Source organism: Streptomyces sp. WAC00040, from assembly GCF_056835925.1.
This window is the reverse complement of sequence record NZ_JAKQZE010000004.1, coordinates 673,196-691,228: the sequence shown is the minus strand read 5'-3', so window position 1 is coordinate 691,228 and position 18,033 is coordinate 673,196. Positions and strand designations below refer to the sequence as shown.

Genomic DNA, 18,033 nt, shown 5'->3' with positions numbered 1-18,033 from the left:
GTAGCAGGGTTGGGGATCGGGGCGATTCCGTGGGAGGCCGTGGCAGGTCGACAGTGGGCGGTGGAGGTACAGGGTCGTGCGTCGGCGGCGTGTAGAGGGCTGCTGCACTTGGTGCTGCGCGGATGATCGCCGCCACCTGGTCGGGCGGGCGGAACCGGAGGGGTGGTGCGGGTGCGGGCGTCATGGCCGGGTGGACTGCCGGCGTCGGCGCGGGCAGGTGTGAGCGGTGGCGAGAAGTGTCTGGATGCGGTCGCCGACTTCAGCGGCTGCGCGTACGGGGGCCGAGAAGGGCACGCGGATGTCGCGGTGACCGCGGGCATATTCGAGCCTCAGTGTGATCCCGTACCGGTCGAGGCGGAGCGGCCACACACGCAGGACGCCGTGGAGATGGCGCAGGTCCACCAGCCTCGCGAGCTGTGCCACCGAGTCGGGGTGCGCGTCAGTCAGGTGGAGGAGCAGTCCCGCCTCGTGGCCGGCCAGCGGATCCGCCTCCGCCAGGACGAGTTCATCGAGGCCCACGACCAGGATGCCTTCCTCTGCTTCGAGGGTGGCGCGCACGAGGTCCAGGCGTAGTTCGACGGTGGTCCCCTCGAGTTCCGGGCCGACCGGGGTCAGCCAGCCCGACAGGACGACACGGGCGCGCACCCGGTCCCGGACGGCGGTGGGTGCGACATCGGTGAACTCGAGCATTGCGGCCAAGTTGCCGCGAGGGGCGCAGGCGACAGCGACGGCGAGGCGGCTGGCGGCCGACAGCTCCAGCGTCACCCGGCCCCGGGTGTCGAGGGAGTGCAGGCCCACCAGGTCACAGCGGTGTCCGTTCGTCGTCACCGTCAGGGACTCCGCGGCGGCGAGCACGGAACGGACCCGTTCCGCGCCGGTCGGCTGGGCTGCGCGGAGAGCGGCAGCGTTCGTCATTTCCTGACCTCCATCAGGTTAGGCTTGCCTAACTTAATGGATGGTCGGGTGGTTGGCCACCCCCTGTCGGCTCAGGAGAATCAGGCTGGTGATAACGAGGTGCTGCGGCGCTCCCGTGGTTTCTCCGTCAGGTCCCATGACGCGGTGGCGGTCGCCTCGCCGCGGCTGGAGGTCTTCGTTGCGGGACCGGCGAGGCGGGGTCTGCCGCCGGTGCGGGTGTTATGGACCCGGGTTGACGCTGGTAGCCGTAAAGCTCACGGGGGCAGCGGTCCGCGAAGTCGGCCGGGAACCCGGACTTGTCGAGGAGGGTCCGGGACTCGGCCGGGTCGAGCCGGGCGACGGCTCGTCGAGGAGGAGTACGCGTCGGGCGCCAAGGGGGTCCGGTGAGGGCCAGACGCTCCTGTTTTCTGCCGGAGTGTCAGCGGTCCGGGTCGGGCGTATCAAGCTGCGGCGTATGCGGCATGGGTGGACATTGTGAGCGTGGCCGGAACGACGGGGCGCACGGCGGTACGCGCGGACTTGACACCCCGTGCGGTCTAGGGGAATTTAGGCACGCCTTACCTTAGTAGCAGTCTCTACTGTGGCCGTGTGGTGCGCGGCCGACTCAGTCGTATGATCGAACGGAAGGACCAGCATGTCGGGACGTCGCGAGGACAGCGGCCAGGCTGAGGGCGGCGCCGCCCGGGATCTGGTCGGCATAGGTTTCGGTCCGTCGAATCTGGCTCTGGCCATCGCCGTCGCCGACCACAACCGCCGCGACCCCGAACGGGCGCTGCAGGCACGTTTCGTTGAGCAGCAGGAGCGTTTCGGCTGGCACCGTGGCATGCTCCTGGAGGGGGCGACGATGCAGGTCTCCTTCCTCAAGGACCTGGTCACCATGCGTGACCCCAGCAGCCGCTTCTCCTTCCTGATGTACCTTCAGGACCGAGGGCGCCTCGCCGACTTCATCAACCAGAAAACGTTCTTCCCCACTCGGATCGAGTTCCACGACTACTTCGAATGGTGCGCCGCCGAGTTCGGCGACAGCGTCGACTACGGGCGGCGGGTCACCGAGATCCGCCCCGTGCGCAACGGAGACCGAGTCGAGGCCGTCGACGTCGTCTCGGAGAGCGTCTCCGACCCGTCCGACCGAGAGGTGCTCAGGGCCCTCAACGTCTCCGTCGGTACCGGTCTCAAGCCCCGCCTTCCCGAAGGCGTGACCCAGGGCGAACACGTCTGGCATACCCGCGACCTGCTCTTCCGCGCACCGCAGTTGAAGGACCTCCGGCACCGCAGGTTCGTCGTGGTGGGTGCTGGACAGTCCGCCGCCGAAGCCGTCGACTACCTGCACCGGACCTTCCCCAACGCGGAGGTCAACGCTGTCTTCACCCGCTACGGCTACAGCCCCGCCGACGACAGCCCCTTCGCCAACCGCATCTTCGACCCCTCGGCGGTCGACGACTTCTTCACCGCGCCCGAGAACGTCAAGCAGGACCTCTACGGCTACCACCGCAACACCAACTACTCCGTGGTGGACGGCGACCTCATCGAGCAGCTGTACCGCACGCACTACCAGGAGAGGGTCAGCGGCCGGGAGCGGCTGCGGTTCCTCAACACCACCGAGCTCGGCGGGGTCGAGGCCCTGCCCGACGGGGTCCGCGTCCTGGTCCGCTCGCTGACGACGGGCCAGCAGGATGCGCTGGACTGCGACGCAGTCGTGATGGCCACCGGCTACCGTCCGGTCGACCCGCGCGACCTCCTCGGCGACCTTGCTGCCGACTGCCTCACCGACGAGCAGGGCAGGGTGCACGTGGACCGCGACCACCGCGTGCTGATGAGCGAGCATGTGGACGTCGGCGTCTACCTCCAGGGCGGCACCGAGCACACCCACGGCGTGACGTCCTCGTTGCTGTCCACCCTTGCCATCCGCTCCGGTGAGATCGCCGACTCCCTCCTACTGCGCCGTACCGCCCAGGCGTTGCGCGCCGACCGTGGCCGGGAGATCGACGCGTTGCTCGGCTGAGCACACGGCTGACGAACTACGAAGCCGCCCTCCACACCGTTCACGGTGTGGAGGGCGGCTTCGTATGTCCGCCTGCTAACCCCATCCCTCGGTGCGCTCGGTCAACACCGCCGCGATCCGCCGCAGCGCCGATGGGTCCAGCAGACCGTCGTGGTCGTCCGCGACGGTGTGCACGACGACCTCGCCGTCCGTGTACGCCGCCCAGTCCTCGGCGGGCCTTGGGGCGTCGGAGGCGCGGAAGTGGAACAGCGTGCCCTGGTACCGGGCGGGGGAGTAGGCCGACAACAGGCTGGTGGCCGCCGCATGGTTGGCGTGCATCGCCGTCACGGTCGTCTCCTCCAGACCCAGCCCGTCCACCGCCGCCTCAACGGCAGCCGCGCCGGCGTCGTCCGCGGTCGCGTCCCCGTCCGCAACGGAGTAGGAATCGAGCAGCGCCAGCAGCTCCACGCGCTCCCCGCGGGCCTGGAGACGGCATGCCAAGGCGTGAGCGACGACACCGCCCAGCGACCAGCCCAGCAGCCGGTACGGGCCGTGCGGCTGAACCCGGGTCAGCTCCGTCAGGTGGGCTTCGACCAGCTGTTCCAGGGACTCCACGGCCGGTCCGCCCGCCAGGTTCGGCGCCTGAAGAGCGTGGATCGGTACCTCATCCGGAACGTGCGCCCGCAGCGCCGCGTACCGCCAGCCGAGTCCCGTCGCGGGCGCCGGGCACCACAGCGGTGCCTGGTTGCCCGCGGACCGCAGACTGAACAGCACGTCGAGGCCCGCCCCGGTGTGCACCTGCTCGTCCGCCGTGGACCGCAGCCGGCCGGCGAGCGCGGCCGCCGTCGGATGACGGAAGAGGTCCGCCACCGCCATCTGCCGTCCGGTGGCGCGCTGCAGCCGGTCCCGCAGCCTTACCAGCAGCATCGAGTGGCCGCCGAGGTCGAAGAAGTCGTCGTCGATGCCGACCTCTGGCAGGTCCAGCACCTCGGCGAAGATCTCGCAGACCAGGGCCTCGACGAGATCGCGCGGTCCCCGGCCGGTCCGCGACTCCACCGCCTGTGGTGCGGGCAGCGCGCGCCGGTCGAGCTTGCCGTGGTCGGTCAGCGGCAGCGCGTCCAGCTCCACGAACGCCGACGGCACCATGTAGTCCGGCAACATCCGGGTCAACTGGGCGCGCAGCGCGGACGGGTCGAACTCGGCGCCCGCCGCCGGGACGACGTAGGCGACGATGTGCTTGCCGCGCGGGCCGTCCTCACGTACGTCGACCGCCGCTTGGAGGACGGACGGGCCCGCCGCCAGGGCTGCGGTGATCTCGCCGAGCTCGATGCGGAACCCGCGTATCTTCACCTGGTCGTCGGTGCGGCCGAGGTAGTCGATGGTGCCGTCCGGCATCCAACGCACCAGGTCGCCTGTGCGGTACATCCGCGTGCTGGGCGGGCCGAACGGGTCCGCCACGAAACGCTCGGCCGTGAGCGAGCGCCGGTCGAGGTAGCCGCGGGCGAGACCCGCCCCGGCCAGGTACAGCTCGCCGATGACACCGGCCGGTACCGGCTGCAGACGGGCGTCGAGGACGTACGCGGTGGTGTTCGCCGTCGGCCGCCCCACCAGCGGCCGCTCGCTGCCGGCCACGCCAGCGGCCAGCGCGTCGACCGTGCACTCGGTCGGCCCGTACAGATTGAACCCGGCCGTGCCCTCCAGCTCGCGCATGTCCCGCCAGAGCGGGGACGGCACGGCCTCACCGCCCACGCCCAGCGCGAGCAGCGGACAGCGGCCGTCCCTGATCAGCCCGGCGCCCGCCAACTGCATCGCGTGTGACGGAGTGACCTCGATGAAGTCGATCGCGTACGACTCGATAAACGACACCAGCTGGTCCGGGTCGCGCAGCGTGTCCTCGGTGACGATGTGCAGCGCGTGCCCATCGAGCATCCACAACTGCGGCTGCCACGCCGCGTCGAAGGCGAACGACCACCCGTGCGCCACCCGCAGGCTCCGTCCGTCCGCCGCCGCGACCGTCGGCCGGTAGAGCAGCTCTCGGTGGCTGTGGAAGAGGTTGGCGATGCTGCGGTGCTCCACGACGACGCCCTTGGGCAGGCCCGTGGAACCGGAGGTGTAGATGACGTACGCCGGGTGTTGCGGCAGCGGGTGCGGCAAGTCGCCCGTCGGAGCGGCGCTTTCGTCGGAGAGCAGCGCCTGGGTTTCCGCCGCGTCCAGGATCAGGGTCTCCGGGCCGCCGCCTCCCGCGAGATCCGCGAGCGCCCTGGTGGTGATCAGCAGCCTCGGCGCGGAGTCCCGGAGGATGTGCTCGATCCGCCCCGCCGGGTAGCCCGGGTCGATGGGGACGTACGCGCCACCGGCCCGCATGACCGCCAGCAGCGCGACCACGGTGTCGGCTCGCCGGGGCAGCAGCATGGCCACCATCCGTTCTGGCCCGACGCCGCGGTCCTTCAGCAGCCGGGCGAGGCGTGCCGTGCGCCGCTCCAACTCGGCGAATGTGTATGCGATGTCGCCGCACACCAGCGCCGTGGCGTCGGGCGTACGCTCCACCTGACGGGTGAACAGCTCGGTCAGCGTCGCTACCGGCGCCTCGACCACGTCGCCCTTCCAGTCGACGAGCACCTGGCGGCGCTCGTCGGCGGAGAGTAGCTCCAGGCTGCCGAGAGGACGCTCGGGGTTCTCGGTGACGGCCTGGAGCACCCGCAGGAAGCGGGTCGCCATGTTCGCCACGGTGTCGTGGTCGAACAGGTCGGTGCTGTACTCCACGCCCAGCCGCATCCCGTCCCGGCCATGCTCCTCGGTGATCTCGAAGGCCAGGTCGAACTTGGCCGTTCCCATGTCCACCGGCTCCTGCCGGACTGCGACCTCGCCGAGCGCCAGGTCCATCGGTGGCCTCGCCTGGTGGCTCAGCATCACCTGGAACAGCGGGTGCCGGGCCATGGACCGCGCCGGGTTGAGCAGCTCGACCAGTCGCTCGAACGGGATGTCCTGGTGCGCGTACGCCGCGAGGTCGGTCTCCCGGACCCGGGCCACCAGCTCCCGGAAGCCCGGATCGCCCGACGTGTCGGTCCGCAGCACCAGCGTGTTGGCGAAGAAGCCCACGACCTCGTCGACGGCGTCGTCGCTGCGGCCCGCGATCGGTGTGCCGATCGGGATGTCCGAACCGGCGCCCAGCCGGGTGAGCAGCGTGCCGAGGGCCGCGTGCAGCACCATGAACACACTGGCATCGCAGCGCCGGGCCAGGGCCCGGACCGCCTGGTGCAGCGAGGCCGGAATGTCGACGTCGACGGTCGCGCCGCGCAGGCTCGGTGAGGCGGGCCGCGGACGGTCCGTGGGCAGCGGAAGCTCCTCCGGCAGCCCCTCCAGCGTCTTGCGCCAGAACTCGGCCTGGCGGTGCAGCAGTCCGTCGGGGTCCGACTCGTCCCCGAGCAGCGCGCGCTGCCACACCGCGTGGTCCGCGTACCCCACCGGAAGCGGGACGAAGGAGGGGCTGTCGCCCCGGCTGCGCGCGGTGTACGCGTCCGCCAGGTCCCGCAGCAGCGGCAGCGCGGACCAGCCGTCGGCTGCGATGTGGTGCAGCACCAGGATCAGCACGTGGTCCTCGGGGCCCACGGCGAACAGCCCGGCCGCGAAGGGCGCTTCCTCGTCGATACGGAAGCGGCGTGAGGCCGCGTCCGCGAGCCGGTCGGCCAGTTCCTCCTCGGTGACCGGCGTGACTGGGAGCTCCGGCCGCGCCGACTCCGCGCCGAGGATCACCTGCCGGGGCGTGCCAGCGTCATCGGGCAGCACCGTCCGCAGCGCCTCGTGCCGGTCCGTCAGGTCGCCCAGGGCTGCTCGCAGCGCGTCGGCGTCGAGGGCACCGGTGAGCCGCGCCGCGAACGCCATGTTGTACGCCGGGTTCGGCCCTTCCAGCCGGTAAAGGAACCACATGCGCTGCTGCGCGAACGACAGCGGGAGCGGATCCGGGCGCTCCCCGGCCCGCAGCGGCGGCCGGGTGCTGCGCGTGCCCAGGCGCTGCGCCAGCGCGGCCACCGTCGGCGCGTCGAAGACCGTCCGCAGCGGCAGTTCCACCCCCATGGTGGAGCGGACCCTGCTGGCGAGCCGGGTCGCGAGCAGCGAGTGCCCGCCCAGAGCGAAGAAGTCGTCGTCGATGCCGACCTCGGGCACCCCGAGGACCTCCGCGAACAGGTCGCAGAGGATTTCCTCCGAGGGGGTGCGGGGGCGCCGGCCCGCCACTGCCGGGCCGCGCTCGGGCGCGGGCAGCGCCCGGCGGTCCAGCTTGCCGCTCGGCGTCAGCGGAAGCGCGTCCAGCACGACGAACGCGGACGGCACCATGTGCTCCGGCAGCGATCCCGCCAGATGGCGGCGCAGCTCTGCGGCATCGGCGCTGCCGGTCGTGTAGGCGACCAGTATTGGCTCACCGTCAGTACCGAGGTCGCGGCGGGCCACCACGGCGGCCTCCCGGACGCCGGGGTGCTGCGCGAGCACACCCTTGATCTCACCGGGCTCGATGCGGAATCCGCGGATCTTCACCTGGTCGTCGGTCCGGCCCAGGTACTCGATCACCCCGTCCGCGTCGCGCCGGGCCAGGTCTCCCGTGCGGTACATCCGGGTGCCGGGCGGGCCGTACGGGTCGGCGACGAACCGCTCGGACGTCAACCCCTGCCGCCCCAGGTAGCCGTGCGCCAGCTGAGGGCCCGCCAGGTAGAGCTCACCGGGCACGCCGGCCGGGACCGGGCGCAGGGCCGCGTCCAGGACGTACGCCGAGGTGTTCCACACCGGGCGGCCGATCGGCACGCCGTCGCGGTCGGCGCCGTCGGCCGGGCACGGCCAGGCGGTGACGTCCACGGCGGCCTCGGTGGGCCCGTACAGGTTGTGCAGCTCGACCGCGCCGCCGAAGAGGCCGTGGAAGTCGCGCACCAGGTCGGGGGTGAGCGCCTCACCGCTGCACAGTACCCGGACCAGGCCCGTGCAGCGCGCCGCCTCCGGCTCGGCGAGGAAGGCGCGGAGCATCGACGGGACGAAGTGCGCCGTGGTGATGGACTGCTCCTGGATGAGCCGCGCCAGGTACTGCGGGTCCAGATGGCCCTGCGGGCGGGCCACCATCAGCGTCGCGCCGGTGATCAGCGGCCAGAAGAACTCCCACACCGACACGTCGAAGCTGGACGGCGTCTTCTGGAGCACCCGATCGGCGGAGGTGAGCCCGTACTCGCCCTGGGTCCACAGCAGCCGGTTGACGATGGCTGAGTGCGGCACGACGACGCCCTTGGGGCGGCCCGTCGAGCCGGAGGTGTAGATGACGTACGCCGGATCGGCCGGGCGGACTGCGGACGCGGGGGCACCCTGCGCGGAGGGGAGGGCCTGCGCCTCCGGGCCGTCCAGAGTGAGGGCCGTGGACACGTCGGGCAGCAGGCCCAGCGTCGTGGTGTCCGTCAGGGTGGCCACCGGACGCGCGTCGTCCAGCATGAAGGCGATGCGGTCCGCCGGGTAGCCGGGGTCCACCGGGAGGTAGGCGGCACCGGCACGCAACACAGCGGCCAGAGCCACGACCAGGTCCGCAGAGCGCGGCAGCGCGACCGCCACGACCGCGCCGGGGCCCGCGCCCCGCAGGGCCAGCCAGCCGGCGACCCGCTCGGCCCGCGCGTCCAACTCGGCGTAGCTCAGCCGGTCGTCCTCGAAGACCACGGCGGTGGCGTCGGGAGTACGGGCCACCTGCTCGGCGACGAGCGCCGTGAGGGTGGTGTCCGGTACGGGGTGGGTGGTGCCGGGCGCGGTCAGCAGGCGAGCCTCGTCCTCGCCCAGAAGGTCGACGCGGCCCAGTGGTTCGTCCGGCGTGGCGGCGAACGCCTCGAAAGCGCGGCGCAGCCGGTCGGCGAGGGACCGCACCTCCTCCTCGTCCAGCGCGTCGGGCCGGTACCCCAGCTCCAGCCGCAGGCGCGTTCCGGGCAGCACGGTCAGCGCGAGCGGGTAGTGCACGCCCTCGTTGCCGCCGGCGGCCTCCAGACGCAGTCCCGGTGCGAGTTCGGCCAACGACTCCGGATCGAACGGGTAGTTCTCCACCACGGCCAGGGTGTCGAACAGCTCCCGCCCGCCGGCCAGCCGCTGCACCTCGGCCAGGCCCAGGTGCTGATGGGAGACCAGCGCGGACTGCTCCTCCTGGAGCCGGGCCAGGGCCTCTGCGAACGGCTCCGCCGGAGACAGGGCGGCCCGCACCGGGACGGTGTTGACGAAGACGCCCACCATCGACTCGACGCCCGGCAGGTCGGCCGGCCGGCCGGACACCATGGTGCCGAAGACGACGTCGTCGCGACCGAGGGACCTGGCCAGCGTGAGCGCCCAGGTGCCTTGGACGACGGTGCCCAGGGTCAGTCCGCGGGCCCGTGCGACGGCGGTGACCGAGGAGGTCAGCGTGGGGTCGAGTTCGACGACGACCTTCCGCGGCGGCTCGGTCACCGACTCGGACGCGCCGGGCGCGATCAGCGTCGGGCCGTCCAGGTCCGCCAGTGCCGTCCGCCACGCGGCCCGGGCGGCGCCCCCGTCCTGCGCGGCGAGCCAGTCCAGGTACACGCGCGGGGAGGCCGCCGGAGGCAGCGGGCGAGCGGCGTCGCCCGCGTAGTGGGCGAACAGTTCCTGCACCAGCAGAGGCTGCGACCATCCGTCGAGGATTATGTGGTGGTTGGTCAGGACCAGTCGGTGCAGCTCCGCGCCCAGCCGCAGCAGCGTGAAACGGATCAGGGGCGGTTGCCCCAGGTCGAATCCACGGTCCGAGTCCAGGACGGTGAGCCGCTCGGTCTCCCGCTCCCGCTCGTCCTCGGGCAGCCCGGAGAGGTCGGTGAAGCTCCACGGCACGTCCACCCGGGACGGGACGAGTGCGGCCGCCTTGCCCTGCCGGTTGCGGCGGAACACGGCCCTGAGGCCCGGCTGGCGGTCCAGCAGGGCCTGGGCGGCGGCCCGCAGCCGCGGCTCGTCCACCGGCCCCCGCAGCGTCAGCGTCAGATGGCCCGCGTACACGTCTCGGCCGTCACCGTCGAGCTCCGTCCTGAACAGCAGACCCTCTTGGAGCGGGGTCAGCGGGAGGATGTCCTCCAGCTTGGCGCGGGCAGTGCGGCCAGTCACGAAAGCCTCCAGTCGGCTTCGAAGTCGTCGATCTCGTCCTGGCTGAGGGAGATCAGTGAGAGGTCGGAAGGCGTCCAGCCCCCCGCGTCGGGCTCGTCGGTGTGCGCCACCAGAGCCGCCAGGTATGCCAGCCAGCCGTCGGCGAGCGACCGGACGACATCCGCGTCCAGGGCCTCGCCCGCGTACGACCAGGTGGCGCTCAGTCGGGCTCCTCCGGGCGCGGCCGCCACATGGACGTCGATCTCCAGCGCGTGCGCGAGCGGCAGCGCCGGGTCGACGCCGTGGAACATGCCCTCGTCACCGGCGACCGGCTGCCACGGGCTCTCCGCATCGCCCGAACCGAACCGCCCCAAGTAGTTGAAGCAGATCTCGGGCACGGCCGGCGCGGCCAGACGCTCAGCGGTCTCCGGGTTGAGATGGCGCAGCGCGCCGAACCCGAGACCGCCGTCGCCCACGGCGCGCAGCTGCTCCTTGACCGCCTTCAGCGCCAGGCCCGCCGCGGGACCACCCGCTCGCACCTCGGCGAGGTCGACGGGCCCCGGGTCCAGCCGTACCGGGTGAACGGTGGTGAACCAGCCCACGGTCTGCGCCAGGTCGACGCCTTCGGCGACCGTCTCCTCACGGCCGTGCCCCTCCAACTGCACGCTCAGGCCCGCGTCCGCGACTCCCGAAAGGCGACGGTGGTCGGCGACGGAGAGGGCGAGCGCGGTCAGCAGGACGTCCTCGACGTTGGCGTGGAACGCCGCGGGCACCCGGGTCAGCAGCGCCTCGGTGTCCTCGGCGCCCACGGACACGGTGTGCCTGCGGAGGGTCCCGGAAGTGTCCCGGGCCGGGTCCAGGGCTCGGCCGGCCAGGCGCGTCCCGCCGCCGAGGGCACGAGCCCAGTGGTCGGCCTGCCGGACAGTCTCCTCGCGCCGGGCGTACGTGCGCAGCAGCCCGCTCCAGGCACGCAGCGAGGTGCCGGTGGGCGGCGTCAGTTCGCCGCGCCACGCGGCGTCGAGGTCCGCGCACAGGACGCGCCAGGACACGCCGTCGACCACCAGGTGGTGGACGACGAGGACGAGCCGGTTCTCCGGCTCCAGCCACACCGCCTGCACCATGACGCCGGACTCGGGACGCAGCCGGTCCCGGGCGGCCGCGGCCTCGGTCGCCGGGTCCGACTCGGCACGCCGCAGCAGGTCCCCGGCCTGCACCGAACCGGGCGCCGGGACATCCAGCTCCCAGGTCCCGTCGGCCGCGCGCACGAGACGGGCCCGCAGCGCCGGATGCCGGTCCAGCACCGACTGGAGGACGTCGGTGAGCCGTTCGTACGTCAGCCCGGCCGGGGTGCACAGGGTCATGCCCTGGCTGTAGCCGTCAATGGAGGCGGTGGTGGAGGCCGAGTCGGCGAGTTCCCGCAGCCACGCAGTGATCGGCGTCTCCGGCACCCGGCCCACACCGTCGTCAAAGGCTTGGCCCGTCGCGGCCTTCTCCGGCCGGGCGACGGCGGCCAGGGCGGCCGGCGTCTGGTGGCGGAAGACGTCACGGGGGCCGAGCTTCCAGCCCGCCGCGCGGGCACGGCTCACCAGCTGGAGGGAGATGATGCTGTCGCCGCCCAGCTCGAAGAAGTTGCCGTCGGCGTCCACCGTCTCCTGGCCGAGCAAGGCGGCGAACAACTCGCAGAACAGCTTCTCGGCCTCGGTGACGGGCGCCCGTCCACCGCCCTGCTCGGGCAGTTCGGGTACCGGCAGCGCGGCGCGGTCCACCTTGCGGTTGGCCGACTGGGGAAGCCGCTCCATGGGCACCCACAGCGTGGGGACCATGTGCTCCGGCAGCAGGGCCGCCGCATGGGCGCGCCATACATCGGTGTTGGCCGTGTGGCCCGGGGTGGGCACCACGTACGCGACGAGGCGGCGCGACCCCGGCAGGTCGTCGCGGGCGATGACCGCGACCTCGGTGACGCTCTCGTGCCGCCCGAGGACGGCCTCGATCTCGCCCGGCTCGATGCGGAAGCCGCGGATCTTGACCTGGTGGTCGGCCCGGCCCAGGCACTCCAGTTCGCCGTCGGCGGTCCAGCGCGCCAGGTCACCCGTACGGTACATCCGCGCCCCCGGCGAACCGTAGGGGTCGGCGGTGAAACGCTCGGCGGTCAGCGCCGCACGGCCCAGGTAGCCGCGGGCCAGACCGGCGCCCGCGAGGTACAGCTCACCCGTCACACCGGGCGGCACGAGCCGGAGCCGGTCGTCCAGCACGTACGCCGCGGCGCCCCTGATGGGCCGTCCGATCCGGGGCGCGCCCTCACCGGTGACCCGGGCGACCACCGAGTCCACGGTGCACTCGGTGGGACCGTAGAAGTTGTACGCCGTCGTCGCCGGGTGCGCGCCGAGATCGCGCCACAGCGACTCCGGCATGGCGTCCGCGCCGGGCCCCAGCAGGGCGGGCCGGTGCCTGCCCTCGTCCAGCAGGCCGTGCTTGATGAGCTGCTGGAGGTGGGCCGGGGTCAGGTCGAGGTAATCGACCCGCTCCTCGGCGACGTACGCGGCCACGGCCTCCGCGTCCGGGTACGTCGACTCGTCCAGGACGTGCAGCTCGTGCCCGCCCACCATCAGCAGCACCGGGTCGAGCGAGGCGTCGAAGGCGAAGGAGGCGATGTGCCCGACCCGCAGCCTGCGCCCGCCGACCTCGGGCACCTCGGGCGGGAACAGCGTCGAGGTGTGCGCCGCGTACAGGTTGGCGAGGTTCGCATGGGTCACCACCACGCCCTTTGGGCGCCCGGTGGAACCCGAGGTGTAGATGACGTACGCGGCGTCGCCGGGCCTGGCCTCTGCCAGGGTGACCGGCGACGCCGGCTCCTCGGCGTCCACGAGGACCACGGGCAGGTCCGGCCTGTGAGGGAGCGCCTGGGCCAGCTCACGGGTGGTGAGCAGGCAGACGGGCTTCGCGTCGTCCAGTGTCTGCGCCAGCCGCTCCTCCGGATAGTTCGGATCCAGCGGCAGGAACGCGGCACCCGACCGCAGCACACCGAGCAGCGCGGCGACCGTCTCGTGGCGGGGCAGCGCCAGGGCCACGAACCGCTCCGGGGCCGCGCCGTGTGCGGCCGCCAGTCGTGCGATCCGCTCCACGCGGGCGTCGAGCTCGGCGTACGTGATCCGCTCGACGCCACCCGATCGGGAGCCGAGGACCAGCGCGACCGCGTCCGGTGTCCTGCGGGCCTGCCGCGCGAACGCCTCGTGCAGCGGCGGCGCCTCCGGCGCGGCCACGGGCGGCGCCAGCAGAGTGCCCCTCTCCGCCTCCGTCAGAATGTCGTGGTCGCCGATCGGCAGCTCCGGCCGGGCGACGGCGGCGGACAGCAGCCGCACCAGGCGGTCGGCGAGGACCTCGACCGTGTCCGGGTCGAACAGGTCCGCACTGTACTCGGCGAAGCCGCTCACCTCGTCGGCGTGGCTGTCCGGGTCGAACCGCTCGATGAACGTCAGGCTCAGGTCGAACGTCGCTGTGCCGGTGGCCACCACGTGCGGCCGGGTCCGTAGACCCTCCACCGGCAACTCGGAGGCGGTACCGGCCTGGTGCACCACCATCACCTGGAACAGCGGGTGACGGGCCGTGGACCGCGGCGGGTTGAGGATCTCCACCAGCCGCTCGAACGGCAGGTCCTGGTGCTCGAACGCCGCGACGGCCGTGTCCCGCACGCGCCGCAGCAGCGTCTCGAACGACGGCGCCCCGGACACGTCGGTGCGCAGCACGAGCGTGTTGACGAAGAAACCGACGAGGTCGTCGAGCGCTTCCTCGCCGCGCCCGGCAACGGGCGTGCCGACCGGAATGTCCTCCCCGGCGCCGAGCCGGGTCAGCAGGGCGGCCACCGCAGCCTGGTACACCATGAACGGGGTGATGCCGAGCGAGGCCGCGAGCGTCCGTACCTCGCGGGCCAGTTCGGCCTCGACCGTGAACCGGACCATGCCGCCCCGGTTGGACGACTCGGCCGGGCGGGGCCGGTCGGTGGGCAGCCGCAGCTCGTCGGGGGCGCCGAGCAGGGCCTCCTTCCAGTACGCGGCCTGCCGGGCCGTCAGGCTGCTCGGATCGTGGGCGTCGCCGAGGAGCTGTCGCTGCCAGATGGCGAAGTCGGCGTACCGCACGGGCAGCGCCGCCCACTCCGGGGCCCGCCCGGACAGCCGTGCCCGGTAGGCGTCGGCGAGGTCGCGGACGAGGACAGGGAGGGACTGACCGTCACCGGCGATGTGGTGCAGCAGGAGGAGCAGCACATGCTCCTCGGGGCCGGTCTCGAACAGGACCACGCGCAGCGGCGGTTCCTCGGCCAGTGCGAACACGTGGGCCGCCGCAGCGGCCAGGTCGGCCTCCACGGTCTCGGGCGCCGAGCGGAGCACCTCCAGTCGGGGGCCGCGCTCCGGCTCCAGCACGACCTGGTACGGCGATCCGTCGCGCTCCGGGAAGACCGTACGCAGGCTCTGGTGGCGTACGGCGACGTCGGCGACGGCGTCGGCGAGGGCGGACGTGTCCAGCGGCCCGCTGAGGCTCAGCGCGGTGGGGATGTTGTAGGCCGGACCCGGCTCCTCCAGGCGGTGGAGCAGCCACAGCCGCTGCTGCGCGAACGACAGGGGCGCGGGATCACCGGTGCCGCCGGCGGTGTCGGCCGTGAGCGCGGGCCGGGCGGTTTCCTCGTCCCGGCCCTGGGCCTCGTCCAGTACGTGGGCCAGCGCGGCCGGGGTCGGAGCGTCGAACAGCGCCCGCAGGGCGGGCCGGACGCCGAACTCCGCTTCGACGCGTGTGATGAGCCGGGCGGCGAGCATGGAGTGGCCGCCGAGCAGGAAGAAGTCGTCGTCCGGCCCGACCGCCGGAAGCTCCAGCACGGCGGCGAACAGCGCGCACAGCGATGCCTCGCGTGCCGTGGCCGGCTCCCTGCCGGCGGAACGCCCGTACACCGGCGCGGGCAGCGCCCGGCGGTCCAGCTTGCCGTTGCTCGTCAGCGGCAGCTTTTCCAGCGTGACGATCGCCGCCGGCACCATGTGCGCGGGCAGCACCGCGGCCAGGTCCGCGCGCAGCCGATCGGTGTCGGGCGCGGTCGCGCCCTCGGCGGGCACCACATAGGCGACGAGGCGCGGGTCCCCCGGCTGGTCCTCGCGGGCGATGACGGCCGCCTGCGCGATCCCCGGCTCCCGGCGCAGCAGTTGCTCGATCTCGCCGGGCTCGACGCGGAAGCCCCGGATCTTGACCTGGTGGTCGACCCGGCCCAGGTATTCCAGGACACCGTCCCCGGTCCAGCGCGCCAGGTCGCCGGTGCGGTACATCCGGGTGCCGGGGGCGCCGAACGGGTCGGCGACGAACCGCTCCGAGGTCAGCCCCGGGCGGCCGAGATAGCCGCGGGCGAGCCCGTCACCGGACACGTACAGCTCACCGGGCGAGCCCGGCGGCACCGGGTGGAGTCGGTCGTCCAGCAGGCGGACGGCCGTGTTGTGCACCGGGGTGCCGATCGGCACCACCGGACCCGAGTGGTCCGGACGGCAGGTCCACAGCGTGGCGTCGACCGTCGTCTCGGTGGGCCCGTACGAGTTGTACATCCGGGTGGTGGCCGACCAGCGCCGCATCAGCTCCGCCGGGCAGGCCTCGCCCGCCACGATCAGCGTGGCCCCCGCGGGCAGCGACCGCTCGTGCGGCAGCGTCGCCAGCACGCCCGGGGGCAGCGTCAGGTGGGTGACCGCGTGCCGCGCGCAGAACTCTGCGAGCGGCGGCCCCAGCCGCTTGTCGGTGGGGACGACGATCAGCGTGGCGCCGGTGAGCAGCGCCATCGTCCATTCCCACACCGAGGTGTCGAAGCTGAACGAGGCGAACTGCAGCACGCGGCTGCCCGGGCCCGCCCCCAGCTCCTCCGCCATGGTGGACACCAGGCTCGGGATGCCCTCGTGGGTGACCACGACGCCCTTGGGGCGTCCGGTGGACCCCGAGGTGTAGATCAGGTACGCGGCGTGACCCGGCGTAGAGGGGCGAAGCGGGCTTTGCCTGCTACGGGAGGGGCGTGACGTGTCGTCGAGCAGGACGACCGGGAACTCGCCCTGAGGAAGCCGGTCGGCGGACCTGGAGTCGGTGACCAGCAGGCCCGGCCGCGCGTCGTCGAGCATGAGGGCGATGCGGTCGGCCGGGTACTCGGGGTCGACCGGCAGGTACGCGGCTCCTGCCTTCATGACGGCGAGCGCCGCCACCAGGAAGTCCCCCGAGCGGGGGAGGGCCACGGCGACGACCTGCTCCGGTCCGGCGTCCAGCGCGGCCAGTTCGCCGGCCAGCGCGTCGGACCGCTCGTCCAGTTCGGCGTAGCTGAGCCGGTGCTCCTGACCGGCGTCACCCTCGGTCTCCCAGACGAGCGCGGTGGCGTCGGGGTTCTCGCGCACGCGGTCCCGGAAGAGGTCCGGGATGGTGGCGCGCTCCAGCGGACGCCGGTCGCTGCCCCACGTCGTCAGGACCCGCTCGCGCTCCTCCTCGGCGAGCAGGTCCAGATCGCCGAGCGTCGTGTCCGGGGCGTCCAGCACGGCCGCGAGCAGCCGCTCGAAGCGGCCGAGTAGACGTCCGACCGTCTCCTCCCGGTACAGGTCGCGGCGGTAGGTCGTGTCGAGGGTGAGCGTCCCGGCCGCGTCCAGCACCGCGGAGACGGCCAGGTCGAACGCGGCCGCGTTGCCCGGCACCGGCCTTTCGGCCGGCCGCACGCCGGGTAGCTCGAAACCCTCCCAAACGTCACTCCGCAGCGAGAACATGACGTCGAAGAAGACGTGGTGCCCGGCCGTGCGCTCCGGGCGCAGCTCCTGAACAAGGGTGTCGAACGGGACGCTCTGGTGCGCGTAGGCACCCAGACAGACGTCCCGCACCTGCTGCAGGAACGAGCGGAACGTGGTGTCCGGGGTGGCCCGCGTACGCAGCACCAGTGTGTTGCCGAAGTTGCCGACCAGCCGCTCGGCGCCAAAGTCCGTGCGCAGCACGGCGGGCGATCCGACGAGGAGGTCGGGCGCGCCGGCGGCTCGGTGGAGCAGTGCGTTGAACGACGCGAGGAGCGCCATGAAGGGGCTGACGCCTTCGGTCCGGCACATGGCGTGCAAGCGCTCGCGCAGCGCGGCGGGCAGCGTGCGTACCAGCCGCCCGCCCTCCTCGGCGCGGTCCGGCGAGCGGGGGAAGTCGGTGGGCAGGGGCAGCGGCGCGGGCGGGTCCGCGAGCAGCTCGCGCCAGTGGGCGAGGTCGGCGGCCGTCCAGGGCGCGCGCTGCTGTTCGCGTGCGGCGAGGTCTGCGTACTGGAGGGGGAGTTCGGGGAGCGGCTGCCCGGTGTAGACGGCCGCGACCTCCTGGAGCAGGACCTGCCAGCTGCCGTCGTCCCAGGCGATGTGGTGGGCGACCAGCACGAGGACGTGTTCGTCCTCGTCGAGCCGCAGGATCTCCAGGCGGACGGGAGTGTCCGCCGACAGGTCGAAGGGGCGTGCCGTCAGCCGGGCCGCGGCTTCGTCCACCGCCGCCTCGCGGTCCGCGGCTGCGACCGCGGACAGGTCGGTCTCGCCGATGGCCGGCTCGGCCTCCGGTAGCAGGATCTGGACCGGCTCGCCGTCCTCACCGGGCCGGTAGACGGCACGCAGGACGTGGTGCCGCTCGATCACGGTCCGCAGTGCCTGCCGCAGCCCGGATACGGACAACTCGCCGGAAAGGCGCACCGCCACGCATATGTTGTAGGCGGTGCCGTGCGGCTCCAGCTGGTGCAGCAGCCACATCCGGCGCTGCGCCGAGGACAGCGGAGCCGGCCCCTCCGCCCGGACCGGGGGCTTCTGCGGGGATGTGTCCGCTCCGGGCTGCCTGGCTATTCCGCGGGCAGCCAGTTGACGGCGCAGCAGCTCGCGGCGTCGTTCGTTCGCGTCTGCGCTGTGGCCGATGTTCGCACCCGACAAGAAGGTTCACGTCCCCTCAACTGACTGATGGGCCGAACCATAACTTAGGATAGCCTTATCTTGCTATTGTGAGCCCGCTCGCCGGGCTGCCGCCTCGGCGGGGGAGACCCCCAGAGG

Annotated in this window: 4 protein-coding genes; 1 reads left to right on the top strand and 3 read right to left on the bottom strand. The window is 72.7% G+C overall.

Annotated features, from left to right (window positions below; genetic code table 11):
• Positions 1–180: 180 nt before the first annotated feature.
• Complete coding sequence (locus tag MDN94_RS33655) at positions 181–915, bottom strand: DUF2470 domain-containing protein (protein ID WP_482729607.1); 735 nt, start codon at positions 913–915, stop codon at positions 181–183.
• A 634-nt stretch (positions 916–1,549) separates the two neighbouring features.
• Between MDN94_RS33655 and MDN94_RS33650 the strand changes: the two genes are divergently transcribed.
• Complete coding sequence (locus MDN94_RS33650; RefSeq protein ID WP_482729606.1) at positions 1,550–2,917, top strand: lysine N(6)-hydroxylase/L-ornithine N(5)-oxygenase family protein; 1,368 nt, start codon at positions 1,550–1,552, stop codon at positions 2,915–2,917.
• Positions 2,918–2,992: 75 nt separating this feature from the next.
• Here the strand turns inward: MDN94_RS33650 and MDN94_RS33645 are convergent, their stop codons facing one another.
• A complete protein-coding gene (locus MDN94_RS33645; protein ID WP_482729605.1) occupies positions 2,993–10,009 on the bottom strand; it encodes an amino acid adenylation domain-containing protein in 7,017 nt (2,338 codons plus the stop codon).
• A complete protein-coding gene (locus MDN94_RS33640) occupies positions 10,006–17,916 on the bottom strand; it encodes an amino acid adenylation domain-containing protein (protein ID WP_482729604.1) in 7,911 nt (2,636 codons plus the stop codon). Before MDN94_RS33640 ends, MDN94_RS33645 begins: the two co-directional genes overlap by 4 nt.
• Positions 17,917–18,033 lie beyond the last annotated feature (117 nt).